This window comes from uncultured Gordonia sp. (assembly GCF_937858515.1).
Lineage (GTDB): Bacteria > Actinomycetota > Actinomycetes > Mycobacteriales > Mycobacteriaceae > Gordonia.
In genome coordinates this window covers 1-25,461 of the sequence record NZ_CALLZT010000131.1, presented here as the reverse complement: position 1 = coordinate 25,461, position 25,461 = coordinate 1, and the positions used below count along the sequence as shown (strand labels likewise).

Below are 25,461 nucleotides of genomic sequence, written 5' to 3'. Positions count from 1 at the left end.
CGTTCACATGACTTGGGGGATGGACGAATTGGAGGCTCGGGCGCGCGCGCAACTGAGCCGGATGCAGGACTTCTCGGACCGACTCGGGGCGATCACGGTTCGGGAGACATCCCCGGATGGTCTGGTATCCATCGAGGTCGACGGTGTCGGCGGGGTGCGGGAGATCGTGTTGTCGCCGCGTGCTGATCGTCTCGGTGCGGCGCGGCTCGGCGAAACAGTAGTTGCCACAGCGGCTTTGGCGGCTCAGCGGGCGTTCGCGCAGCGCGCCCGGGTCACCGAGGAGTTCGCCGAGTCGTTCGCCGAACTTCTCGGCAGCCGTCCTCGCTGACCGCGTCGCGACGTCCTGGTCGAATCACGCCTGATCCGGCGTTGGTTCGTACTCCTGTCGGAACATGCTGATTCATCCTGTGTGAATCCGGGTGCCGGGTGTGTCGTGGCTATCGCCTGCATCGATCGGATTCCCTTGTGGATCAATGAAATTGGAAATAGAGCGACGTCGGGTGTGCCGAGCGGTGGACCCGGGTTCGTAGGAAGGGGGAATCTGTGAGCACGACTGTTGTCATTCCTGATGCGGTGCGCGGTTACGGAGCGAGCGCGGCGTCCACGGGAGTCGCCATAGCGGGTGCCGGCGCCATCAACGCCGGGGCAAACACGCTGGCACTCATCCCGGTGTTCGGCCTCATCGGCCAGGAGTTCCTGGCCTCGTTCATCGGTGCGCAGACCAACCACCTGGCATCGGTGAGCGAAGTGGCCGCGGTGCACCTGGGGACGGCCGCTGCCGCCATCGGTGGGGCCGCGGACTTCGAGAACACGGACACCGACGGTGCGAGCGGCATCACCCGGACCGTCGGGATGCGGGTATGAGCACGGCCGGCGCACCTCGCGCGACATCGGCGCCGGCATCCGCGTCATCGGCAGGGGCGGGGACGGGTAATGGAAGCGAATCATCCGTCCAGGCAGTGACTTTCAGTTCGGAGTCCGGCGCCACGGGCGCCGTGAACCGATCGGTCTCGGAGGTATCGGTTAACGACATGATCGCCGCGACACCACTCGGTCCGATCCTGGATCGGCCGGTCGGTGACGTCTTGGCCAGCCTGAAGCTGCCCGCTCTGCCCCAGGTGCCCGAGGTGCCGCCTCTGCCGGGACTGCCGAACCTGCCCATGCTCGACCTGACCGCGCTGCTCAAACCGCTCACCGACCTGCTCGGCGGCTTCGGCACCGGCAACCTGGCGACCGCCGCCATCGACCCGTCGAAGCTGTTCACAGCGTTGTCGGGGGTGCTCGACACCGCGGTATCGACATCGTCGGGTGCATTGAAGGTGGCCGCGCAGGTGTGGGACGGTCAGGCCTCCGAAGCCGCCGTCGTCAAGAACGTCAAGGTCACCGCCGACACCACGGCCGTGTCACGCCAAGGCACGACGATGTCGATCGACATCCAGACCGCGGCGGCCATCGTCGGAACCGGGCTCAGCCAGATCCAGGGGATCATCGCGGCGACGGTGAGCAAGATCGGTGCGACACTGCCGATCATCGTGACGCCCGCCGGGCAGGGCCTCGCGCTCGGCTTCGCGGCCGAAGGGCTCTCGCAGGCGATCGCCGTGGTCACCGCAACCCGTGCCCAACTGCTCGGGCCCACCACCCACATGACCACCAACGGCGTCAAGATCAAGGTGACCAATGTGCCGGGTATCAAGGGCATCAACCCGTTCTCGGTGGCCGGATCCGTGGTCGACACAGTCACGCCGGTCGTTGGGGCGGTGAGGCAACTGCCGACCCAACTGGCGCCACCGGTCACCCCGACAGCCACGAATACGGTTCCCACCGCAACACGTGTGCCGGTGGCCACGGTGCCCACGACCATCAACGAGCGGCCGGTGCCGGCGCAGAAGATCGATCCCGCGGTGCGGACGGCCTCGGCGGACAGGGTTCCGTCGGCGGGTCCGTACGGCAATGCCGGAGCCACCCCGACGGGATCGCCCTCGCCGCAGACCCCGGCCGGAACCTACCGGCCGGCCGTGCCCACCGCCGCCGAACCCTCGGCGACCGCCACGCCGGTGGCCCGGAACCCGGCCGGCGGCAACGGGTACGGTGCCGGCGCGCCGATGGTCGCTGCACCTGCCGGGGCTGCCGGCCGCGGTGGGGGTGAGGGGACGCAGGGCGGCGCCGCCTACCTGGTCAGTGAGGACAACGGGCGTCGTGTCGTCGGTGAGGCCGGATCGACCGCTCCGGCCGTTTTCGGTGCGGACGACGACCCCGGCAGTGCCGCACAGCACAGTGCCGCACAACAAGCGGCGCCCGATATCGCCCTCCGGCTGAACCTGTCGCCTTCCGCCGGCGCGTAGCGGTCACGCTTGCCGACCGATCATCACTTCACCAACAGCACAACATAATCGGCAAACAGGTCGGTTATGACACAAGAGGAGGAAACAATGCAGTTCGGTTCATCCAACGGAGTTTCCATCGACCTGGCCGCCAGCCAGTCGTCGGCTGATTCCATCGGCACCATCGTCGGCGAGATGAAAGGCATCCTGAACCAGATCCGGACGTCGGCCGGTACGGGCCAGGCGAGCTGGAGCGGTCAGGCGGCCACCGCCTTCGGCAACACCCACAACAACTGGCAGGACCTCGCCACCCGGCTCAACACCGCACTCGACGAGATCGAGGCCAACCTGACCACGAGTTTCAAGGGCTACGACAGTCAGGACTCCGAGGTCGCGGGCGTGGTGACGCAGAGCGTGGGCGGCGGATCGCCACTCAAGCTCTGATCCCACGCCTGATCAACCCGCTCGTCCCGCACAGACCCCACAACCGTCAGGAGTACATCCATGTCCAACAACGGCGTCATCGCCTACAACTTCGCCGGCCTCGACACCCTGTCCGGCGACCTCAAGAGCCAGTTCGCCAAACTCGGCGCCCTCGCCGACGAGCTCAAGGCGCAGGTCAACAAGCTCGGCGCCAACTGGCAGTCGCAGGAGGGCGCCGCAGCCTATCTCGCGTCACAGGCCAAGTGGGACAGCGCTTTCGCCGACGCCCGGGCCCAGCTGAACGGTCTCGGCAGCGGCGTCGAGAACGCGGGCATCATGATGCGCAACGCCGACCGCCGGGTGCGCGACAGCTTCGCCTGACCTGGCCCCGCGATCAGGCGGGGAATTCGTCCGGTTCGGTGGGGCGTTCGCCCGCCGTGGCAGTATCGTCAACGCTGACCGAGCCGCGCCCCGTGCGGCTCGGTCAGCGTGGCGTGAGGACCGCCGCGCTGCCGATCCGGTGCGGCCGGCCGCACCGTCGCCACACCCAGGAGAGACGTGTCCGCAGAGGGATCCAAGCGCGCGATCATCGCCGCGCTGCTGGCGAACGCAGGAATCGCCACCGCCAAGTTCATCGGCTTCCTGATCACCGGATCGTCATCGATGATCGCCGAGGCGGTGCACTCGGTGGCCGACACATCCAACCAGGGGCTGCTGCTGTTCGGCCAGAACCGGGCGGCCAAGCAGGCCAACCGCCTGCACCCGTTCGGGTACGGCCGCAGCCGCTACTTCTACTCGTTCGTGGTGGCGCTGGTGCTGTTCACGCTCGGGTCGATGTTCGCGATCTACGAGGGCATCGAAAAGATCCGGCACGCCGACGACCACGGACTCGAATCGCCGATCGTGGCCGTGGTGATCCTGGTGGTCGCGATTGCCCTGGAAGGCTACAGTTTCCGCACCGCCTACAAGGAGTCCAAGCCGCTCAAGGGCGGGGCCACCTGGTGGCAGTTCATCCGCAACGCACGCACCCCCGAGTTGCCCGTCGTGCTGCTGGAGGACACCGGTGCGCTCGTCGGCCTGGTCCTGGCGCTCGGCGGTGTCGGCCTGACGATGATCACCGACAACGCGGTCTGGGACGGTGTCGGCACCCTGTCGATCGGTGTGCTGCTGGGCGTCATCGCGATCATCCTGATCGTCGAGATGCAGAGCCTGCTGATCGGTGAGGGAGCCACCGACGCCGAGGAGAAGGCACTGCTGGCCGAACTCACCGCGGCCGACGGCGTCGACCGGGTCATCCATATGAAGACCCAGTACCTCGGTCCCGACGAGATGCTGGTGGCTGCCAAGATCGCCATCTCCCCGGGCAGCGACATCGGCAAGATCGCCGACACCATCAACGCGGCCGAACTGCGTGTGCGCACGGCACTTCCGCAGGCGCGGCTGATCTACCTCGAACCCGACATCGACCACGGAGCGGTCAACTAACGTAACGCCCATGGTCCGAAGCGTTCTCGCCCAGACAGGTCCGGGGGTTGTCGAATGAGTTCCCTGTTCAGTCGCGTCAAGTCGGTCGAGCAGTCGATAGCCGACACCGACGAACCCGATTCCAAACTCCGCAAGGACCTCACCGCCTGGGACCTGACGGTCTTCGGCGTGGCGGTCGTCGTCGGTGCCGGCATCTTCACGCTCACCGCGCGCACCGCCGGCAACGTCGCAGGCCCGTCGGTGTCGCTGGCGTTCGTGATCGCCGCCGTCGCATGCGGCCTGGCCGCGCTCTGTTACGCCGAGTTCGCCTCGACGGTGCCGGTCGCCGGCAGTGCTTACACCTTCACCTTCGCCACGTTCGGCGAGTTCCTGGCTTGGATCATCGGCTGGGACCTGATGCTGGAACTGGCGCTGGCCGCGTCGGTGGTGAGCAAGGGATGGTCCGCCTACCTGGGAGACTTCCTCGACATCACCACCACCGTCGATATCGGATTCGATTTCGACTGGGGTGCGGTGCTGCTGATCGCGGTCCTGACCGTGTTGCTGGCGCTGGGCACCAAGATCTCCTCGCGGGTCTCGCTCGTCATCACCTCCATCAAGGTGGGTGTGGTGCTGCTGATGATCATCGTCGGCGCGTTCTACATCAAGACGTCCAACTACAGCCCGTACATCCCCGACTCGGTGCCGTCGGACACCGGATCGGGCATCCACCAGACGCTGTTCTCAGCCCTCACCGGCGGCGGCGACACCGACTTCGGCTGGTACGGGCTGCTCGCAGCGGCATCGCTGGTGTTCTTCGCCTTCATCGGCTTCGATGTCGTGGCGACGACCGCGGAGGAGACCAAGGACCCGCAGCGGGCGCTGCCGCGGGGAATCCTCGGCTCGCTGGCCATCGTGACCGTGCTCTACGTGTTGGTCACGCTGGTGCTCACCGGCATGGTGCCCTACACCGACCTGGCCGGTGACAGCACACTGACCACCGCATTCGAGATCCGTGGCGTCACCTGGGTGGGCTGGATCATCAACCTCGGCGCCATCGCGGGCCTGACCACCGTGGTCATGGTGATGCTGCTGGGCCAGACGCGGGTGGCGTTCGCGATGTCGCGCGACGGTTTGCTGCCGCGTTCGCTGGCACACACCGGAAAGCGCGGCACACCCGCCCGGCTGACCGTCATCGTCGGCGTCACCTCGGCCGTGCTGGCGGCGATCTTCCCGATGGGCACCCTCGAGGAGATGGTCAACATCGGCACCCTGTTCGCATTCGTGCTGGTCAGCATCGGTGTGGTGGTTCTGCGGCGGACCCGGCCCGAGCTGTCGCGGGGATTCAAGGTCCCGCTGATGCCGGTGATCCCGATCCTCTCGGTGCTCGCCTGCCTGTGGCTCATGCTCAATCTGTCGATCGAGACTTGGCTGCGGTTCCTCGTGTGGATGGCGATCGGCCTGGTCATCTACTTCGCGTTCGGCCGCCGCAACTCCGTCTTCGCGCGACGCGAGCGCGGCGAGCTCGCGTCGGTGTCCGGACCCGGCGAGGCTCCGGAGGTCGACCTCGGCAAGGGCCCGGGCTGATCCGTACCCGCACCTGAGGGCACCCTAACCGGAGGGCGTCCGATAGCCTCGGTGTCGACTGCTTACGCGCCGGCCGAGAAACAGCGCCGCGCATCGACGAAGGGTTATAGATGACGTCTGTCGACACGCTGAACGGGATCGACTTCAAGGTCGCCGACCTGTCTTTGGCCGATTTCGGGCGCAAGGAGATCGACCTGGCCGAACACGAGATGCCCGGTCTGATGTCGCTGCGCCGCGAATACGCCGACGTGCTGCCGCTCAAGGGCGCGCGGATCTCCGGTTCGCTTCATATGACGGTGCAGACCGCGGTGCTCATCGAGACCCTGGTGGCCCTCGGTGCCGAGGTGCGCTGGGCGTCGTGCAACATCTTCTCCACCCAGGACCATGCGGCCGCGGCCGTGGTCGTCGGGCCGCACGGCACCGTCTCCGAGCCCAAGGGCGTGCCGGTGTTCGCGTGGAAGGGCGAAACCCTCGAAGAGTACTGGTGGGCGGCCGAGCAGATGCTGACCTGGCCCGGCGAGCCGGCCAACATGATCCTCGACGACGGCGGCGACGCCACCATGCTGGTGCTGCGTGGCGCCGAGTTCGAGAAAGCCGGTGTGGTGCCACCCGCCGACGACGATCATTCGGCCGAGTACAAGGTGTTCCTCGAACTGCTGCGCGTCTCGTTCGAGAACGACAAGACCAAGTGGTCGGCCATCTCCGACTCCGTGCGGGGTGTCACCGAGGAGACCACCACCGGTGTGCTGCGGCTCTACCAGTTCGCCGCCGCGGGCGACCTGGCATTCCCCGCGATCAACGTCAACGACTCGGTCACCAAGAGCAAGTTCGACAACAAGTACGGCACCCGGCATTCGCTGGTCGACGGTATCAACCGTGGCACCGACGTCCTCATCGGCGGCAAGAAGATCCTCGTCTGCGGTTACGGCGACGTCGGCAAGGGCTGCGCCGAGTCGCTGGCCGGGCAGGGCGCACGAGTGCAGGTCACCGAGATCGACCCGATCAACGCGCTGCAGGCGCTCATGGACGGCTTCGACGTGGTGACCGTGGAGCAGGCGATCGGCGACGCCGACATCGTCATCACCTCCACCGGCAACCTGGGCATCATCACGCTCGATCACATGAAGCAGATGAAGAACCAGGCCATCCTGGGCAACATCGGCCACTTCGACAACGAGATCGACATGGCCGGGCTGGAGTCCTCGGGGGCGACTCGCCTCAACATCAAGCCGCAGGTCGACAAGTGGATCTTCGAGTCGGGCAACTCGATCCTCGTGCTCAGCGAGGGCCGGCTGCTCAACCTGGGCAACGCCACCGGCCATCCGTCGTTCGTGATGAGCAACAGCTTCTCCAACCAGGTCATCGCGCAGATCGAACTGTGGACCAAGAACGACGAATACGACAACGAGGTGTACCGCCTGCCCAAGCATCTCGACGAGAAGGTCGCCCGCATCCACGTCGAAGCGCTCGGCGGAACCCTGACCAAGCTCACCAAGGAGCAGGCCGACTACATCGGCGTCGACGTCGAGGGCCCGTACAAGCCGGAGCACTACCGCTACTGAGTTGTCAACTGCCGGAACGGAAGTCGTTCGGTGATACAGACACCCCCGTCCATCCGACGGGGGTGTCTGTGGTTCACGGGTGCAGTTCGGCGGCGAGTGCGGCCGGGTCGGAACCGTCGGTGAGAATCCACGGGGAACGCCAGTTCGATTGCGCCAGTTGGTGATAGACGTCGTCGACGCGGCGCTGCAGACTGTCGTCGCGTTCGTATACGTCGCGCATCCGAGCCGCGTCGGACTCCGCCCGTCCCCGTGCCCGCGACATCGCGACCTCCGGGGTGACGCCCAGCAGCACGTGCCGGTCGGGGACGGGCAGGCCGAACCGGCCGAACTCCAGCGTGTCCACCCACGACACCACCTCGCCGCCGGCGTCCTGAAGCAGTCGGCCCGCGTTGTAGGCCGCGTTCGAGGCCACGTACCGGTCGCAGACGACGATGTCGCAGTCGGCCGCCGCGGCGGCGATCGAACTGCGTGCCTCCCGCCGGTCGAGCGCGAACATCAACGCCATCGCGTACACGCTCTCACACAGATCCCCGTGCGAGCCGTGCAGCGCCTCCGAGGCGAGATCGGCGTGCACCGACTGCCCGTAGCGGGGGAACGTGAAGTGCGCCACGCGCAGCCCCGCTGACTGCCAGATGGCGGTCAGCGCGGTCACCAGAGTGTTCTTGCCCGCGCCGTCGAGCCCTTCGATGGCGATGAGTTGGCCCATGACCGGACATCGTAACCGTCGCCGCGGTCCGATGCCGGGCGGACCCGGGTGGTAAAAGGCCAGGTCGGGGGTGGGGTATCGACCGGATCGGCGCGTCATGGTCGTCGTTTTCCGGCGAAGATGCCACCATGGGAGCCATGAAGCCACGGATCCTTGTTGTCGACGACGACGCCGCGCTCGCCGAAATGCTGACGATCGTGCTTCGTGGCGAGGGATTCGAACCGTTCGTGGTGGGGGAGGGAACCCAGGCGCTGTCCGCCGTCCGCGAGATCCGGCCCGACCTCGTCCTGCTCGACCTGATGCTGCCGGGTATGAACGGCATCGACGTGTGCCGGGTGCTGCGCGCCGACTCCGGCGTCCCCATCGTCATGCTCACCGCGAAGTCCGACACCGTCGACGTGGTCCTGGGCCTCGAATCCGGCGCCGACGACTACATGGTCAAGCCGTTCAAACCGAAAGAACTCGTCGCCCGCATCCGGGCCCGGCTGCGCCGCACCGACGACGAACCCGCCGAACTCCTGTCGATCGGGCCCGTCGAGATCGACGTTCCCGCGCACAAGGTCAGCCGTGACGGCGTACCCATCTCGCTTACCCCCCTCGAATTCGATCTCCTCGTGGCGCTCGCCCGTAAACCGCGGCAGGTGTTCACCCGCGACGTCCTGCTCGAACAGGTCTGGGGCTATCGGCACCCCGCCGACACCCGTCTGGTGAACGTCCACGTGCAGCGGCTGCGAGCGAAAGTCGAAACCGATCCGGAGAACCCGGAGATCGTGCTGACCGTGAGAGGGGTCGGTTACAAGGCCGGACCGCCGTGATCCGACGTTCCAGGCGAATCAACAGCACCCTGGGGCGGATCACACGGGCAGCCGCACGCTTCGGCCGCTCCTTCGGAAAGATCTGGCGTCGCTCGCTGCAACTGCGAGTGGTGGTGTCGACGCTGCTGCTGTCGTTCGTGGTGCTGCTTGTCCTCGGGCTGGTGCTGGTCAGCCAGATCACCGACAGCCTGCTCAACGTGAAACTGGCCGCCGCCACCGAAGCCCTCGACCGTGCCCGCGTCACCGTCGAACGCGACCTGTCGAGTTCGGACGGCGCCATGTCGACGGAGACCCGGCTGCGTCAGACGCGGTCGCTGCTCACCGACCGTGGCACCAACTCCGGACAGGGTTCGGACGACGTCGGGTCCTTCGACACCGTGCTGGTGGTGCGCAACTCCGTGCGCGACGGCCACGAAACCATCGCCGGGCCGGCCAACGAGGTGCCCACCAATCTGCGCAGCATGGTGCAGGGCGGGCAGGTCGCCTACCAGTACTCGTCCGTCGACAACGGCTCCGGCACCAACGTCCCCGCACTCATCGTCGGCACGCCCACCAACTCGGCGATCGCCGGGCTTGAGCTGTACCTGGTGTTCCCGCTCACCAATGAACAAAAGATGGTGAATCTCGTGCGCGGCACCCTGCTCACCGGTGCCGTCGTGCTGCTCGGATTGCTCGCCGCCATCGCGTGGCTGGTGTCCCGGCAGGTGGTCATCCCTGTCCGGTCGGCCTCCCGAATCGCCGTCCGATTCGCCGACGGCCGCCTCAAGGAACGCATGCCCGTGCGCGGCGAGGACGACATCGCCCGGCTCGCGACGTCGTTCAACGATATGGCCGAGAGCCTGTCCAAACAGATCACCCACCTCGAGGAGTTCGGCGGACTCCAGCGCCAGTTCACCTCCGATGTCAGCCACGAACTGCGCACCCCGCTCACAACCGTGCGCATGGCCTCGGACCTGCTCTACGAAGCCCGCGACGAGCTCGACCCCATGTACAAACGATCCGTCGAACTCCTCGACAAAGAACTCGACCGATTCGAAACCCTGCTCACCGAACTGCTCGAGATCTCCCGCCACGACGCCGGCATGGCCGAACTGGCCGCCGAACGCATGGACATGGCCATCCCCATCGACGGGGCGCTGGCCACCGTCCGCCACCTCGCCGATGACACCGGTACTGAACTCGTTCTCGACCTGCCCGCCGAACCCGTCCTCGCCGAGATCGATCCGCGCCGCGTCGAACGGATCCTGCGCAACCTGCTGGCCAACGCCATCGACCACGGCGAGCACAAGCCGGTCACCCTCACCATGCGATCGGACGGCGACGCCGTCGCGATCACCGTCCGCGACAATGGCATCGGCCTGCGGCCAGGCGAAGAGAAACTCGTATTCAACCGATTCTGGCGGTCGGATCCGTCCCGGGTCCGCCGCTCCGGTGGCACCGGACTCGGCCTGGCCATCAGCATCGAGGACGCACGCCTGCACCAAGGCCGGCTCGAAGCGTGGGGCGAACCGGGCAAAGGCACCTGTTTCCGGCTCACCCTGCCGCTCGTGCGGGGCCACAAACTGCTCGGTAGCCCACTGCCGCTCAAACAATCCGGCAACGGCAGAGTCCTGGCGACCGAAGGAGACACCTCGTGACCGCCCGCACCCGGGCGACGGTGATCGGGGTGCTGCTCACCGTGCTCGCACTGGTCGTCGGGGGCTGCGGAACCATACCCGACAACTCCTCACCCCAGCCGATCCGCGCATTCCAGCGTGAGAACCCGCCCAACGCCGTCCCCGTTCCACAACCGGACATGGACTCCGAAGCGCTCGTGCGGGCCTTCGTCAAAGCCACCGCCAACCCCCGTGGCAACTACCGCGCCGCCCGCAAGTTCCTCACCAGAACAGCCTCGGCGCAATGGGATTCCAGCGGCGACATGGTGGTCGTCGACGAAGTGAACGTATTCATCGACGAACGCAGCGCCACCACCGTGCGACTGCGTCTGGTCGGTGACAACGTGGGCACCCTGCGACCCGACGGGCAACTGCTACCGGCCACCGGACGTGTCGCGGCCACCTTCGACCTGCGCCGCGTCAACGACCAGTGGCGTATCGACGGCCGGCTGCCCAACGGCACCCTCATCGACAAGAATCAGTTCGAATCGCTGTACCGCTCGGCCACCCTGTACTTTCCCAACAGCGACCGCACGGCTCTCGTGCCCGACCCGCGCTGGCTGTACGCGGGCACCGACACCGATCCGGGCACCCTTGTCCAGCGGCTCATCGCCGGACCGTCGACCGACCTACGAGCCGCCGCCGGCACCGCCTTCCCCCGCAACGCCGCGCTGCGCGGCAAAGTGAGCGCCGTGCGTGACGGCGGAGTCCAAGTGCCGCTCACCGGAGTCGGCGGACTCTCCGACACCGACGAACACGTGATGGTCGCCCAGATCGTGTACACCTTCGAAGGCCTCGAAATCGGTGGGCCCTACCAGATCACCGACGACGGCGTCCCACTGCGAACCGACCGGCCCAAAGGCTGGAAGACCACCGACGTGGAGCAATTCGACCCGAATGGGGCGGTCGGCACCGACATAGGACTCCACGTCATCCGCGACGGGGCGCTGCTGCACGTCGGTGACACCACCACCACACCCGTCACCGGTGAACTCGGCGCCGGCGACGACCTGCGCATCGCGACCATCTCGGCCGACGGCAAGCGTGTCGCCGGAGTCCTGGCCCGCAGTCCCGGAGCGGCATCCTCCGAACTCGTGGTCGCACCTTACGGCGGCGTACTGGCCACCCTCGTCTCCGGAGCCGCCATCACCCGGCCGTCGTTCGGGCGCACCTCCGGCACCCTGTGGGCCGTCGTCGACGGCCGCGTCCAGCGATGGCAACGCGAAGACGACGGCATCGACCACGCCGCCGCCGTCGACATCACCGCAGTCAACAACCTCGTTCGCGGAGCCATCACAGATCTCCAGGTCGCACCCGACGGCGTGCGCATCGCCATGGTCGTCGACGGGCAACTCGTCTTCGCCGTCGTCGCCACCAACGCCGAAGGCCGCGTCATGCTCACCGGCCCCAGAATCGCCGCCTACAACGTCGGCAGCAGAGTCACCGCCATCGACTGGGCCTCACCCACCACCCTGATGCTCGCCCGTGACTCACCCGAATCACCGGTCCTGCAACTGTCCATCAACGGCACCCAGGCCGTCGGCCTGCTCAGCGGCAACCTGTCACCCCCCGTCCGATCGGTCGCCGCGGATGTGGCCACCGTCTACGTCGGCGACAGCCGCGGCGTCCTCAGCCTCGGCCGCACCAACGGCGAACCCGACCAATACTGGACCGAAGTCGAGACCGCGATGACCCCGGGCGCGATCCCGGTCCTGCCGTAACGGGAATGACACCGAAGATGCACTCTCGTCGGCGGTGTCAATTCAGTTCGATCGTCGTCAGGCCTTCGCTATCGCCGATGACCAGTCGCGATCCGTTTCCGAGCAATGTGGCCGGCGCGATCCGCCGGCGAAGTACCTCGACGATTGTCCCGGTGTGGGGGTTCCAGAGGCGGATAGTCCTGTCGGTGCCGGCGGAGGCCAGGAGGGTGTCTCCGGTGCTGGTGGTGGTGACCGCGAGCGCTGACACCGGGCCGTCGTGGCCGGTAAGTGGGTGACCGTGGGCGGTTCCGGTGCGGGGGTTCCAGAGCCGGATGGTTCCGTCTTTGCCTGCTGAGGCAAGGAGGGGTTCGCCCGTGCTGTCGCCGATGGCCGCGAGCGCGCTCACCCAGCCGGTGTGGCCGGTGAGTGGGTGGCCGTGTGGGGTGCCGGTGTAGGGGTTCCAGAGCCGGATTGTGAGGTCCGCACTCGCGGAGGCCAGCAGGGGCTCGCCTGTGTCGGTGGTGGTGACCGCGAGCGCCGACACCTTGTCGTCGTGGCCGGTGAGTGGTTTGCCGCGGGCGGTACCCGTGTGGGGGTTCCAGAATCGGATGGTTCGGTCGGCGCCGCCGGAGGCCAGGAGGGTTTCTCCGGTGCAGGTGATGGTCGTGAGCGCCCGGACCGGGCCGGTATGGCCGACGAGTGGGGTGCCATGGGGAGTGCCGGTGTGGGGGTTCCAGAGTCGGATCGTGCCGTCGTCGCCGGCTGAGGCCAGGAGCGGGTCACCGGTGCAGCTGGTGGTCACCGTGAGCGCCCGCACCGGGCCCGTATGGCCGGTGAGTGGGTGGCCGTGTGGGGTGCCGGTGTGGGGGTTCCAGAGTCGGATGGTGCCGTCGTCGCCGGCTGAGGCCAGGAGTGGGTCGCCGGTGCTGGTGGCGATGACCGCGAGCGCCCGTACCGGGCCCGAGTGAGCGATGATTGTGAGGACACTGTCGTCAGTTGAGATATTGCTCCACAGTGTGCGGTACAGCGGAGCGAATCCTGCCGGGTTGATGAGGGAAAGTGCGCCGACCGCCGCCGCGCTCTCGAGCACATACGCGAGATTGGCTGTGGGGTCGTCCCCGAGCAGCGGTCGGGCGCGGCGGTAGACACGGACGATCTCGGTGCTTGCCGGGGTCGCGTCGATGAGCAGTGGTGTCAGAGTCATGGGATCGGCCGTGGCGAGGAACCCGCCGTCCCTGATCAGGTCGTCGAGGGTTCCGGCCGGCCCGGCGTACGCGTGCTGGGCGAGGTAGGTGCTGACATAGGGGTGGGCGCGGTCCCAACGCCGGGCATCGGTGCTGTCTGTGGGGACGGTGCGCACAAGTGCACGGGTGATCTCGTACTCGATATCTTTGGTGCCTGCTTCGGCATTGCCCGATTCGGTGGGGGCGGTTGCCGACAGCCGCAGATATCGTGACAACTCTTCGTGGAACGGGCGAAAGACCGAGCGTCCGCCCGGGCCGAGGTCTTCGATGATGAAGGCGCCCGCGTCATTCAGGAGCGTGCGCACATCGTCATCGCTGATGGGGGCGTCGCCGACAGAAGTGTGCAGGTGTGCGTCCTCGTTGCGTAGTCCCGCGAGCGTTCGGGCGATCTGCACCCAGATCATTTCCCACGGCAGTCCCGGCCCGCGAGCCCAGGCGAGAGCCTCGAGCAGCGCACGCATGGTGGGCGCTCGGGCGCCGAATCGGTCGAGATCTTCTTTGAAGGCGTCACTGAGGCCGTTCGGCAGCAGTTCGGTCCAATGCGCGGTTGACGGGTCGACACGCTCCGGGCGTGCGCGTAGCGCGTGCGCGATCACCCGGGCCACGAGAAAAGATTCGACGCGGTGATCGGTCGCACGATCGGCGATGGCAGATGCGACGGCAACCGTGTCGGGATGCCCGAGCGCATACGGACTGTCGGTATCCGGTTCGTGCGTTGCAGCGAGTAGGTGCGATATGTAGTCGGTGAGTGCGGCAGGGTCGTGATATGCGGCCGTATCCAGGTCGAGCGTCATCGCCGGCATGTCAGGGGGCGGCAGAACGTGTCGTCGTGCGCCGAAGACGACGCGAACCCCGCACTGCGTCAGTGGCAGGAGCAGGTCGTCGCGGACCGAGTGCGGTTTGGTGGCCTCGTCGACCGCGTCGACCAAAACTATCCGCCCCGGTGGTGATGCGTTGTTTCGCAGCAGTTCGAGGAGTGAGTGTGCCCCGTGCGCGTCCAGTTCGAGGTCGGTCGCGATACGCGCCCCGATCTGATCGGCATTGAGGCCCCGGGCGTGAATGGCGACGATATCGGTCGCTCCGGGCAACGATTGCGCGGCTTGATGCGCGAGTGAGGTCGTTGTCGTGTGCCGCAAGAGGTTGTCGCGGGTGGCGTCGTCGGCCAGGAGTGTCATCAGTGCCAGCAGCGACGACTTGCCGGTTCCGGGGCTGCCGGTGACGACAGCGAGCTCGGTCTCGTCAGGATCGGTGATCCACTGTGCGAGGTCGGTTGCCGCCCGGAGGCGTCCGGTGCGTCCGGCCAGGTAGAACCCCGTGGCCGCGGGGCTGTCGGTGCCACGTGCCTTCGACGTCCAGTGCTGGGCATCGACGGTGAGGCCGGCGACGTCGGGCATAAAGCCCGGGTTGGGGAAGAACGGTGGATTGCCGGTGAGTCGGCCATTCGGAGGAAAGAGTTCAGACGTCTGATTTGCTTGCGAGCGTTCGAGTCCGGTGTTCACCTTCCCGAGGAGGGTGAGCAGGGGTATTTCACGCGGTGATGCGCCGACAGTCGTATCGGTCAATGCCTGCGCCAGCGATTTGGTGAACAGCCCTGCGCCGGCCCACTGTCTGTCGCCGGCCGTGGCCCAGATCCACAGGTTGGTGTGTACCGGGTTCTTTCGCTGCGTGAGCAGTGCGTCTTGCAATACCTCGAGTGCGCCGCCCCCGGAGAAGCAGCAGTCGAGAATGATCAGGGTGAGTGCCTGCTCCGGGTGGAGATCGCCGGTGTCGGTGCGGTTGGCGATGAGCGGTGGAACATCAACGACCTTCACGCCGGTGTCCGGGAGGCTCGCCTTATCGAAGTCGGTGGTAATGAGGTGGTAACCCTCGTGTTTGATGTCGTCGCCGTGGCCGGTGTAATAGATCACGACGATCTCGCCTTCGGCTCTGGCCCGCCGGATCGCCTCACGGAATACGTTTCGGCCTGGGTCCAGCAGATATCCCGATGGGGCGAAACGCGTCTCGAATCCCAATGGCGTCAACAGATCGACGATGCCGCCCAAGATATCCGGCACCATGTCCCGATCGTCATACTCGTTGTCGGTGTAGGTTTCGGTGCCGATGGCGAAAAGAATCCTGCGCGGCATGTTCTGAGCTATTCCGTTAACACCCGCCATACCGCCAAGTCATATCACGATCCGGGTGCCCAGGGCATGGGCTCACCATCACGCCGCGGCGATGACGAGGACGGCGTCGAGGTGGATGCCGTGGGCGGCGAGTACGCGGGCGGACTCGGCGGCGGTGGTGCCGGTGGTGATCACGTCGTCGATGAGAACGGTGACGGCGCGCGGATGCAGGTGCGCGTCCCTTCGCAGCCGGACTCTGCCCGAGAGGTTGCGGGCGCGTTCGGGTGCCGACAGGCCGGCGGAGTCCGCGGTCCAGGCCGCCGTGAACAGGGCCGGCGTCACCCGGACGCGGGGACCGAGTCGCGACGCCGCGGTCCGGGCCATTGCCGTGACCGGGTCACCGCCTCGGCGGCGGGCCGAGGTGGCGCGAGTCGGGGCCGGCACGAGTTGCAGCAGAGTGACATCGGGAAGCTCACCCCAGCGGGCAAGGGTACGAAGCGCGTGTGCCAGTGCGTCGCCGAGCGGGGCCGCCAGGTCGGTCCGGCCGTGGTCCTTCGCCGCGATGACCGCGCGCCGGGCCGGGCCCCGGTAGCGGGCACACGCCCACGCCGGCGCCGGAACCGGGACCCGGGTGGTCACCTGTTCGGGTGAATCGGCCAGCACCGCGGCGCAGCGCGGACACCACCCGATACCCGGACTATCGCACCCCCCGCAGCACAGCGGTACGGCCAGATCGGCGCCCGCGCGAACCACTTTCCGGCAGAATGCCTTCCACTGTTGTTGCGTGCTCATCCGGTTCACCCTGCCAGTGCGCGCGGCCGGAGCCAACGGCGTTGTCCACACTCGGCGCGGAGACGGTCCGGCGGATCAATTCGTTCCCACTGACCGACATGCTGACCGGAAACGTAGCCGTCCGCCGAACTTAGGGCTACGGTCGAATACACGTTGGGTGACCGTCGATGACGACGGCCGCCCGGGGCCGCCGGGAGAGGGCGGTTCGTGCGCCAGGGAGGTGATAGCGCGTTCGTGAGTGTCAGCCGTCGGCTGGCATGGCCACCATCCCCGACCCACGGAATTCGGAGCCGTCCGGATTCGCCGAGGCGGGCACAATCCGTCGACCGCACCGCCACCGCAGGTGAGATTCCTTTTCAGCACAATAGGATTCGCCTTGGTTTCGGAGATATCCGGAGAACTGTCTGTCCGATCGCGAACAACGGTGACCGCGTGGGCCCGGGAAGCAACACAGGAGGAAATTGCATGTCCAGTGTCATCCACCGCAAGGGCCAGCGTGAATCAAAAGTCGACGCGCGCACGATCCGCGACGACGAAATCGAGTCGGCATTCGTCGTGCCGCCGGGGACCGTCCAGTCCGCCGAGCCCGCGGAGCCTGACGCCGCCGTCGAATTCACCGGCCGGAACGTGGTGATACCCGACCACTACCGGGTCCACGTCCGTGACAAACTCGCTCGGCTCGAACGATTCGATCCTGGGATCTTCCGCTTCGACGTACGGCTGAGCCACGAACGCAACCGCAGGCTGTCCAAGGTGTGTCAGCAGGTGGAACTCACCGCCAAGGGCAAGGGTCCGGTGGTACGCGGGCAGGCCAGTGGTGAAAACTTCTACGCCGCACTCGAATCGGCCGTCAGCAAGCTCGAATCCGGTCTGCGCCGGGTCAAGGACCGCCGGCGCGTCTCGCGGGGCAGCCGCACCCCGATATCGGTGGCCGCGGCGACCGAGGTCGGCGCACCGCCACTGCGTGGCGATCAGCTCACCGAGACGCTGACGCGCCCCGTCGCCGACGACGTCGAACAGACCTGGGACGACGGCGTCACCGAGCACAGCCCCGGACAGATCGTCCGCATCAAGGAGCACAAGGCGCCGCCGATGACCGTCGATGACGCGCTGTACGAGATGGAACTGGTCGGGCACGACTTCTTCCTGTTCCACGACAAGGAAACCGACAAACCGTCCGTCGTGTACCGCCGGCATGCGTTCGACTACGGACTGATCCGCCTGGCCGAGACGCACTGACGGCCGTATGCGCCGGTAGCACGTATCGAAAAACACCACTGCCGGGGTGGGGTATGCACACGTACCCCACCCCGGCAGTGGGCCGTCGGCCTGCGAGTGTGCCGGTAAGCGTCTACTCAGACTGCCTGAGTACGATGGGCTGCGATCTATGCTCTGACGATCAGAGTTGGGAATTCGGGGCGTCGGACGGACGGTTCCGAGGGACTTCAGTGAGGATTGGCAACACGGTGCTGAACAAGCTGCTGCGCATGGGCGAGGGCCGCATGGTTAAACGGCTCGATGCGATCGCATCGCACGTAGAGGCGCTCTCCGACGAGATGGAGGCCTTGTCCGACGCGGAGCTGAGCGCCAAGACCGACGAGTTCAAGAAGCGCTACGCCGGCGGCGAGTCGCTCGACGAGTTGCTTGTCGAGGCGTTCGCGGTGGCCAGGGAGGCCGCTTGGCGAGTGCTCGACCAGAAGCACTTCCATGTCCAGATCATGGGCGGTGCGGCGCTGCACTACGGCAATATCGCCGAGATGAAGACCGGTGAGGGCAAGACCCTGACCTGTGTACTGCCCGCCTACCTCAACGCGATCTCCGGCGACGGCGTGCACGTGGTCACCGTCAACGATTACCTGGCCAAACGTGACTCCGAGTGGATGGGCCGGGTGCACCGCTTCCTGGGCCTGGAGACCGCGGTGATCCTCACCGGGATGAGTCCCGCCGCGCGCCGCGACGCCTATCACGCCGACATCACCTACGGCACCAACAACGAATTCGGCTTCGACTATCTCAAAGACAACATGGCACACACGCTCGATGAACTCGTTCAGCGTGGCTACAACTTCGCGATCGTCGACGAGGTCGACTCGATCCTCATCGACGAGGCCCGCACCCCGCTGATCATCTCGGGCCCCACCGACTCGTCGAGCAAGTGGTACGCCGAGTTCGCCCGCATCGCACCGTTGCTGGACAAGGACGTCCACTACGAGGTCGATATCAAGAAGAAAACCGTGGGCGTGCATGAGGCGGGCGTCGAGTTCGTCGAGGATCAGCTCGGCATCGACAACCTGTACGAGGCGGCCAACTCGCAGCTGGTCGGCTACCTGAACAACGCCATCAAGGTCAAGGAACTGTTCCACCGCGACAAGGACTACATCGTCCGCAACGGCGAGGTGGTGATCGTCGACGAGTTCACCGGCCGTGTGCTCGACGGCCGCCGCTTCAACGAGGGACTCCACCAGGCCATCGAGGCCAAGGAAAAGGTGGAGATCAAGGCCGAGAACCAGACGCTGGCCACGATCACGCTGCAGAACTATTTCCGCATGTACGACAAGCTCGCGGGAATGACCGGCACCGCCGAGACCGAGGCCGCCGAGTTCGACCAGATCTACAAGCTCGGTGTGCTGCCGATCCCCACCAACAAGCCGATGATCCGCAAGGATCAGACCGACCTCATCTACAAGACCGAGGAGGCCAAGTTCGCCGCGGTCGTCGACGACATCACCGAACGTCACGAGAAGGGGCAACCGGTGCTGATCGGTACCACGAGCGTCGAACGCTCCGAGTACCTGTCGCGCCAGCTCGAGAAGCGCGGTATCCCGCATTCGGTGCTCAACGCCAAGTATCACGAGCAGGAAGCGCAGATCGTGGCCGAGGCCGGCACGCTCGGCGCGGTCACCGTCGCCACCAACATGGCCGGCCGCGGTACCGACGTCGTGCTCGGGGGTAACCCCGACATCATCGCCGACATGCGTCTGCGCAAGGCCGGACTCGACCCGGTGACGACGCCGGAGGAGTACGAGGCGGCGTGGGACGAGGCCATCGCGGTCGCCCGGGACAACGCCGCCGAGCAGGCCAAGGCCGTGCGCGAGGCCGGCGGCCTGTACGTGCTGGGCACCGAACGCCACGAATCACGGCGTATCGACAACCAGCTGCGTGGCCGCTCCGGCCGTCAGGGCGACCCGGGCGAGTCCCGTTTCTACCTCTCGCTCGGCGACGAGTTGATGCGCCGGTTCAACGGCGCGGCGCTCGAGATGATCATGACCCGTGTCAACCTGCCCGACGACGTGCCGATCGAGGCCAAGATGGTCACCAAGGCCATCCGCAGTGCGCAGACGCAGGTCGAGCAGCAGAACTTCGAGGTCCGCAAGAACGTCCTCAAGTACGACGAGGTGATGAACGAGCAGCGCAAGGTCATCTACGGAGAACGCCGCACCATCCTCGAAGGCGAGGATCACGCCGACGAGGTGCAGCGGATGATCGACGACGTCGTCAGCGCCTACGTCGACGGTGCCACCGCCGAGGGCTATGCCGAGGACTGGGACGTCGACGAACTATGGCGCGCCATGCGGACCCTGTACCCGCTCGACCTCGATCCCGACCTGGTCTTCCGCACCGACATCGACGGGGCGCGAGACGACGTCACCCCCGAAGAACTGCGCGACGCGCTGCTCGACGACGCCCACAAGGCGTATGCCGCGCGTGAGGCCGAGATCGATCAGGTCGCCGGCGAGGGCGCGATGCGTCAACTCGAGCGCAGCATCCTGCTCAACGTGATCGACCGCAAGTGGCGCGATCATCTCTATGAGATGGATTATCTGCGCGAAGGCATTCATCTGCGGTCGATGGCCCAGCGTGATCCGGTCGCCGAGTACCAGCGTGAGGGTTACGACATGTTCACCGGGATGCTCGAGGGCATCAAGGAGGAGGCCCTCGGCTTCCTGTACAACGTGCAGGTGCAGACGCAGGAGATCGAGCCCGCGCCGTCGCTGATCAAGCCTGTGCCGGCGCCGAGGTTGTCGGCGGCGGCTGCCGGTGCCGACGCCGATACGGAGTCCGCGGGCAATCGGGCCCCGGCGGCGTTGCGGGCGAGTGGCGCCGACCAGAGCACGTCGGCCTCGGGCGTGATCTACACCGGTCCGGCCGAGGACGGCGGCGTCGAGACCCTCACCGACGAGCAGGAAGAGGGCGATCCGGTCCTGGCGGCGCCCCGCCGGGACCGCCGGGCCGCCAAGCGGGCCAACTCGAAGAATCGTACCAAGCCACCGAAGTCGAAGAAGCAGCGGAACTGAGGTCGGAAAGATCCATGTAACGGCGTGTCGCGGGGCGGCACGCCGTTGCACTTTATTTGGTGAAAAAAATTCCGGTTCGGATGGAACCAAACGGTGTTTCGCTGCGTCTGATCCCCATGCAGACACCGCTCCCCATGCAGACACCGCTCCCCATACACACACCGCGAGTCGTGATTCGATCCGCCCCGGACTACGAACACCCGGCCGCGCTCGTCGCGTCCCGTAACCGCACAACGGCGCGGCAGGTCCCGGACGGCAATCGCCCCGAGCCCGAACCTGCCGGCGTCCGTCACGAGGGCGCCGTGGTGCGCAGGTTCGCAGTCGGCGCCCTCACAGTCCTGTTCGAGGCGCTCGACGGCCGCCGCGGTTTCGGGCAGCTGTCCACGTCCGTGTCACCGGAACTGACCGACAGGTTCAGAGTCCTGAGACAGCTCGGGGTGCGACCGCACGCGCGGGATCTCGCACCGGCGGCCGCGGGTTCGGCGACACTGCGTCGCGTCCACGTGCAGATGAGCGGCGAGGCTACGGCGCGCATCTTCGGCAGCTACACGATCGGGGGCCGCGTGCGTGCCTTCTGCGGCGTCGCCGTACGCTCGCCGCACAGGATTCCCCGGCCGATCGACGCGGACGTGCTCATGCCGGCGCGCTGGGAGTACCGGTGGCAGCTCACCGCACTCGACTTCTGCTGAGCGGGACGGTGCGGGTGGAGCGGGGATCGCCCGACACGGCTGTGGGCACCGGGTACCGTTATGCCGGTGATGGATCGAGGTGCCCCATGGCGCGGCTGAGTCCCCGGGATGCGACGTTCTACTTCCTCGACGAGGCCGGATCGACGACGCACCTCGGTGCCCTGCTGATCGTCACCCCGGACGGCCCCGGCACGGCCAAGGGCGGCGCCGCATCCGGCAAGGCGGCCTCGGCGAAGGACGCTTCCGCCACGAAGCGGCCGGTGCTCGACTACAAGCACCTGGTGGAGCTCATCGAGAACCGCCTGCAGCTGGTGCCGCGGTACCGGCAGCTGGTCATCCCGGTGACGATGGGTCTGGCCCGCCCGGTGTGGGCCGACGATCCCGACTTCGACATCAATTTCCACATCCGGCGTGCCGGGCTGCCCGCGCCGGGGGGTCCCGCACAGCTCGACGACCTGGTGGCGCGCATCATGTCGCGGCCATTGGACCGGACGCGGCCGCTATGGGAGGCATACCTGATCGAGGGCCTGGCCGACGGCAAGCTGGCCGTCCTGACCAAGTCGCATCGCTGTCTGGTCGACGAGGACACCCATCGCGAGATCAGCGAGGTCCTCACCGACGAGACCCGCGAGCAGGAGAAGATGCCCGAGGATCTGTGGATGGCGCGGTCGGTGCCGAGCGGTTCACAGTTGGCGCTGGGTGCCATCGCCGAGGCGGTGGCGCGGCCGGGTGACCTGGTCAGCTCGGTCCTCACCGGCAACGGCCTGGTCGCCGAGGTCCGTTCGCTGGCCGGGCGCACGGTGCGGCGCACCGGCTCGCTGGTTCAGCAGGTTATGGATTCGGCGCCGGCGAGTCCGCTGAACCGCTCGAGCACTCCCACCCGCTCGTTCGCCGAGGCGTCGGTACAGCGCCGGGGCTGCGCCAAGATCGCCGAACGCTATAACTGCACGGTCAACGATGTCGTGCTGTCCATCATCAGCGGGGTGCTGCGGCGCTGGAAGCTGTCGGTGGAGGCGACGATCGCGCCGGGTGACACGGTGCGGGTGGTGTTGCCGCTGTCCTCGCGTGACCCGTCGGTGCAGCGGCGGATGGATGCCGAACCTCGGACGGTGGCCGTCGGAACACCCGGATTCGTCACCGATCTTCCTGTCGGAGAAGACAACCCGTCGATGCGGCTGGTGCAGGTCGCCGGTCTGGCCAATCGCTACGCGCATTCCTCGCGCCGGGTGTCGATGGGCATCCGCCCGATCCTTCCCGAACTGGGCGTGGTGCCCTTTCCAGAGTTCAGCTCCCGGGCGCTCAGCAGTATCACGAGTCGTCCCTACAACGTCCCGGTGACCATGCCCAGTGCCCCGATATCGCGCAGATACATTGCGGGGCAGAAGGTTTCGGAACTCTACGCGGTGCCGGCATTCATGCAGCAGCATGCGCTGGCGATCGGCGTCGTCGAATACTGTGGCGCATTGCTGTTCTCGTTCATCGCCGACCAAGGGGTGCTACCGGACCTGGGTGCGATGGCCGAGTACGTCACCGAGTCCTACGATGAGCTCTTCGCCGTGCTGTGAGACGCACTGCGAGAAGCGGTTAGGCTTGCCGGTCATGAGGGTTTACCTGCCTGCGACCTTGGCGATGCTGATGCGGCTCAACGAGGTGGGGGAGTTCACGCCGATTGGCGGTACCGCGTTCGCGCTCACACCGGCCCTGCGCGAGGCGTATCTGTCCGGTGACGACGAAGAACTGTCGGAGGCTGCGATGCGGGAGGCGGCCAGGGCTTCGCTGCGCCTGCTGGCCGCAGAAGCGGACGGGCCGGGGCAGTCGGACGGGTCAGGACCGGCCGGTGAGAGGCCGCGATTCCCGCCGCGCCGGGTGGTGGTGGCCGCCGATGTCGACGAGGTGAAGCCGCGGCCCGATCTCGACGCCGCGGTGGTCAAGGTGCCCGGGCCGGTACCGCTGTCGGCGATCGCGTCGGTGCATGTCGACGTCTCCGATGCAGAAGATGCGGTGCGCGCGGCGGTGCTCGTCGTCGACGCGGCGGACCTCGGCGATGAGGATGCCGAGCTGGCCGTCGGCGATGTGGAGGACTTCGATCTGGCCTGGTATGCGACGCAGGAGCTGCCGTTCCTGCTCGAACTGCTCTGACCGAACCCGCACCGAGGTGGCCGCCGACGTCAGGTTCCGGTACCGTAACCTACGCAAGCGTAGGTTGTCTCCGTAACTGGGATTGAAGGTGTTCATGGTCATGGGTGTGCAGGAACGCGGAACCGGCGATCGGGAGCCCCGTTCGCGGTCCTGGCGGGAACGTTTCGAGGCGCCGGTTGCCGAGGTGGCCTCGCGTAACCGCGCGGCCAACTGGGTCCGGGCCGCCGCCGCCCGGATCACCACGCCGCTGCTGCCCGACGACTATCTGCACCTGGCCAATCCGCTGTGGTCTGCCCGTGAGCTGCGCGGCAAGATCGTGTCGGTCACCGGCGAGACCGAGGATTCGGCCACCATCCGCATCAAACCGGGCTGGGGGTTCTCCTTCGACTACGCCGCCGGCCAGTACGTCGGTATCGGGGTGCTGGTGGACGGCCGCTGGACGTGGCGCTCGTATTCGCTGACCTCGGTGCCAGACATCTCGCAGGCTGACAAGACGATCTCGATCACGGTCAAGGCGATGCCCGAGGGCTTCCTGTCGACGCACCTGGTCAACGGCCTGCAGCCGGGAACCATCGTCCGTCTGGCCGCCCCGCGCGGTGAGTTCGTGCTGCCCGATCCGCTGCCGGAGAAGATCCTGTTCGCCACCGCCGGCAGTGGGATCACCCCAATCATCTCGATGCTGCGGATGATCCGTCATCGCGGGCAGCGCACCGATCTCGTCGTCGTCCATTCGGCGCCGACCCCCGACGACCTGCTGTTCGGTGACGAACTCGACGAGTTGTCCCGGGACGGCTTCGCCACCGTGCACACCGTGTTCACGCGCTCGGGCGGCAAGCTGACCGAGCGGCGCATCGCCGAACTCTGTCCCGATCTCGCCGACCGGCAGGCCTGGGCCTGTGGTCCGGCCGGGTTCCTGGAGTTGCTTGAGCGGACGTTCGCCGACGCGGGTGCCCCCGGCAACCTGCACATCGAACGTTTCGCCCTCGAACGCGGCGCGTCGGGTGCGCAGGGTGGGCAGGTGACGTTCGGCCGCAGTGGGAAGTCCGCGACCGTCGACGGCGCGACCACCCTGCTGGAGGCCGGCGAGAACGAGGGCGTGCTGATGCCGTTCGGTTGCCGGATGGGCATCTGCCAGAGCTGCGTGGTCATGATCGACAAGGGCGCTGTCCGCGACCTGCGCACCGGCGTCGAACACGTGGAAGGCGAGCGTGTGCAGACCTGTGTCAGCGCCGCCGCGGGGGATTGCACGCTCGACGTGTGAGGCCAGTAGGTCACAAACATCGGAGACCGCAAAAGGGTGTGTCTCCCCGATCCTATGGGGGATCGGGGAGACACACCCTTTTCTCACGGCCGGAGAGGGAGGGGACCCGGACCGGAAGGCTGTGTCGGCGGCGGGCTCAGCGCTCGCAGGCGATGCCGTCGTTGTCGTAGTCGAGGCGCTTGTTGTGGTTGTAGACGTTGGTGTTCACTGTGTAGCCGCGCACCTGCCGCCGGCCTTGGGTGGTGCGGTCGCGGGCGCCGGCGCGGGCCACGCCGTGCGGGTAGGTGCGGTTGAGCGCGGCGCACGATCCGAACGTGGTGATCCGCTTCTGGGTGGGTGTCTGCTGGTGATTGCCGGGGTTCTGGTTGCTTTGGTTCTGGTTGCTTTGGTTCTGGGGACCGCTGGGTGCCGCCGACGCGATGGGGGCGAAGGCGCCCATCATGATCGTTCCGGCGGCGAGCGCCGAACCTGCGATTACCGTGACCTTCGTCATCTTTGCCATGCGTAAGAACGTATGGGCCGGAGCTTGGGACGGCCTGCGCCGTGCCTGTGTGTTGCCTGTCGCCCGGATCGGGAGGCGGGCGGTACTGGACAACTACGTAACCGTAACTTACGATTGCGTAAGTTACGGTTACGTAGTCGATGGGTTTGGAGATAGACGGAAACGATGGCGATCACTGACATCCCCGAGTACGCGCACCTG

Annotated in this window: 21 protein-coding genes; 17 read left to right on the top strand and 4 right to left on the bottom strand. The window is 66.7% G+C overall.

The window, feature by feature from the left end:
• The first annotated feature begins 7 nt into the window (after nt 1-7).
• The 8 genes from Q0627_RS12005 (at nt 8) to ahcY (ending at nt 7,357) form a co-directional block, all read left to right on the top strand.
• A complete protein-coding gene (locus Q0627_RS12005) occupies nt 8-328 on the top strand; it encodes a YbaB/EbfC family nucleoid-associated protein (protein WP_291019584.1) in 321 nt (106 codons plus the stop codon).
• A 215-nt stretch (nt 329-543) separates the two neighbouring features.
• The gene (locus tag Q0627_RS12000) at nt 544-864 is read left to right on the top strand and encodes a hypothetical protein (RefSeq protein WP_291019586.1); all 321 of its coding nucleotides are present in this window, start codon (nt 544-546) and stop codon (nt 862-864) included.
• A gap of 167 nt (nt 865-1,031) precedes the next feature.
• Nucleotides 1,032-2,342 (top strand): hypothetical protein, encoded by a 1,311-nt coding sequence (locus tag Q0627_RS11995; RefSeq protein ID WP_291019588.1) that lies wholly within the window; start codon nt 1,032-1,034, stop codon nt 2,340-2,342.
• A gap of 87 nt (nt 2,343-2,429) precedes the next feature.
• Nucleotides 2,430-2,765, top strand: a complete 336-nt coding sequence (locus Q0627_RS11990; protein WP_291019591.1) for a WXG100 family type VII secretion target — start codon at nt 2,430-2,432, stop codon at nt 2,763-2,765.
• 60 nt (nt 2,766-2,825) lie between these two features.
• Nucleotides 2,826-3,125, top strand: coding sequence for a WXG100 family type VII secretion target (locus Q0627_RS11985; protein ID WP_291019594.1), 300 nt, complete (start codon nt 2,826-2,828; stop codon nt 3,123-3,125).
• 177 nt (nt 3,126-3,302) lie between these two features.
• Nucleotides 3,303-4,229 (top strand): cation diffusion facilitator family transporter, encoded by a 927-nt coding sequence (locus tag Q0627_RS11980; protein ID WP_291019598.1) that lies wholly within the window; start codon nt 3,303-3,305, stop codon nt 4,227-4,229.
• 54 nt (nt 4,230-4,283) lie between these two features.
• Nucleotides 4,284-5,795, top strand: coding sequence for an amino acid permease (locus tag Q0627_RS11975; protein WP_291019600.1), 1,512 nt, complete (start codon nt 4,284-4,286; stop codon nt 5,793-5,795).
• A gap of 110 nt (nt 5,796-5,905) precedes the next feature.
• Entirely contained in the window at nt 5,906-7,357 is a 1,452-nt protein-coding gene (gene ahcY / locus Q0627_RS11970; protein ID WP_291019603.1) for an adenosylhomocysteinase, read from the top strand.
• 73 nt (nt 7,358-7,430) lie between these two features.
• Here ahcY and Q0627_RS11965 read toward each other — a convergent pair whose 3' ends face one another.
• Entirely contained in the window at nt 7,431-8,063 is a 633-nt protein-coding gene (locus tag Q0627_RS11965) for a dTMP kinase (RefSeq protein WP_291019606.1), read from the bottom strand.
• A 128-nt stretch (nt 8,064-8,191) separates the two neighbouring features.
• Between Q0627_RS11965 and mtrA the strand changes: the two genes are divergently transcribed.
• From mtrA to Q0627_RS11950, 3 genes are read left to right on the top strand one after another with little or no spacing between them, the layout of a single operon-like run.
• Entirely contained in the window at nt 8,192-8,878 is a 687-nt protein-coding gene (gene mtrA / locus Q0627_RS11960; protein WP_298810121.1) for an MtrAB system response regulator MtrA, read from the top strand.
• A complete protein-coding gene (gene mtrB / locus Q0627_RS11955) occupies nt 8,875-10,515 on the top strand; it encodes an MtrAB system histidine kinase MtrB (protein ID WP_291019610.1) in 1,641 nt (546 codons plus the stop codon). The genes mtrA and mtrB overlap by 4 nt, the downstream gene beginning before the upstream one ends.
• On the top strand, nt 10,512-12,254 hold the full coding sequence (locus Q0627_RS11950) for an LpqB family beta-propeller domain-containing protein (protein WP_291019612.1): 1,743 nt from the start codon (nt 10,512-10,514) through the stop codon (nt 12,252-12,254). The genes mtrB and Q0627_RS11950 overlap by 4 nt, the downstream gene beginning before the upstream one ends.
• Before the next feature lie 37 nt (nt 12,255-12,291).
• Here the strand turns inward: Q0627_RS11950 and Q0627_RS11945 are convergent, their stop codons facing one another.
• Both Q0627_RS11945 and Q0627_RS11940 read right to left on the bottom strand, forming a co-directional pair.
• The gene (locus tag Q0627_RS11945) at nt 12,292-15,603 is read right to left on the bottom strand and encodes a caspase family protein (protein ID WP_298810116.1); all 3,312 of its coding nucleotides are present in this window, start codon (nt 15,601-15,603) and stop codon (nt 12,292-12,294) included.
• A 78-nt stretch (nt 15,604-15,681) separates the two neighbouring features.
• Nucleotides 15,682-16,374, bottom strand: a complete 693-nt coding sequence (locus Q0627_RS11940) for a ComF family protein (protein WP_291019615.1) — start codon at nt 16,372-16,374, stop codon at nt 15,682-15,684.
• A gap of 465 nt (nt 16,375-16,839) precedes the next feature.
• Here Q0627_RS11940 and raiA point away from each other — a divergent pair, with 465 nt between their 5' ends.
• The 6 genes from raiA (at nt 16,840) to Q0627_RS11910 (ending at nt 24,758) form a co-directional block, all read left to right on the top strand.
• Entirely contained in the window at nt 16,840-17,613 is a 774-nt protein-coding gene (gene raiA / locus Q0627_RS11935; protein ID WP_291019617.1) for a ribosome hibernation-promoting factor, HPF/YfiA family, read from the top strand.
• A gap of 227 nt (nt 17,614-17,840) precedes the next feature.
• Complete coding sequence (gene secA, locus Q0627_RS11930; RefSeq protein WP_291019675.1) at nt 17,841-20,669, top strand: preprotein translocase subunit SecA; 2,829 nt, start codon at nt 17,841-17,843, stop codon at nt 20,667-20,669.
• A 170-nt stretch (nt 20,670-20,839) separates the two neighbouring features.
• Nucleotides 20,840-21,358 carry an Rv3235 family protein gene (locus Q0627_RS11925; protein WP_291019619.1) on the top strand — a complete coding sequence of 173 codons (519 nt, stop codon included), beginning with the start codon at nt 20,840-20,842 and terminating at the stop codon, nt 21,356-21,358.
• An 86-nt stretch (nt 21,359-21,444) separates the two neighbouring features.
• Complete coding sequence (locus tag Q0627_RS11920; RefSeq protein WP_291019621.1) at nt 21,445-22,923, top strand: wax ester/triacylglycerol synthase domain-containing protein; 1,479 nt, start codon at nt 21,445-21,447, stop codon at nt 22,921-22,923.
• 34 nt (nt 22,924-22,957) lie between these two features.
• The gene (locus tag Q0627_RS11915) at nt 22,958-23,497 is read left to right on the top strand and encodes a DUF6912 family protein (RefSeq protein WP_291019623.1); all 540 of its coding nucleotides are present in this window, start codon (nt 22,958-22,960) and stop codon (nt 23,495-23,497) included.
• Nucleotides 23,498-23,597: 100 nt separating this feature from the next.
• Complete coding sequence (locus Q0627_RS11910; protein ID WP_291019624.1) at nt 23,598-24,758, top strand: ferredoxin reductase; 1,161 nt, start codon at nt 23,598-23,600, stop codon at nt 24,756-24,758.
• Between the two features lie 136 nt (nt 24,759-24,894).
• Here Q0627_RS11910 and Q0627_RS11905 read toward each other — a convergent pair whose 3' ends face one another.
• The gene (locus tag Q0627_RS11905) at nt 24,895-25,260 is read right to left on the bottom strand and encodes an excalibur calcium-binding domain-containing protein (RefSeq protein WP_291019625.1); all 366 of its coding nucleotides are present in this window, start codon (nt 25,258-25,260) and stop codon (nt 24,895-24,897) included.
• Nucleotides 25,261-25,461 lie beyond the last annotated feature (201 nt).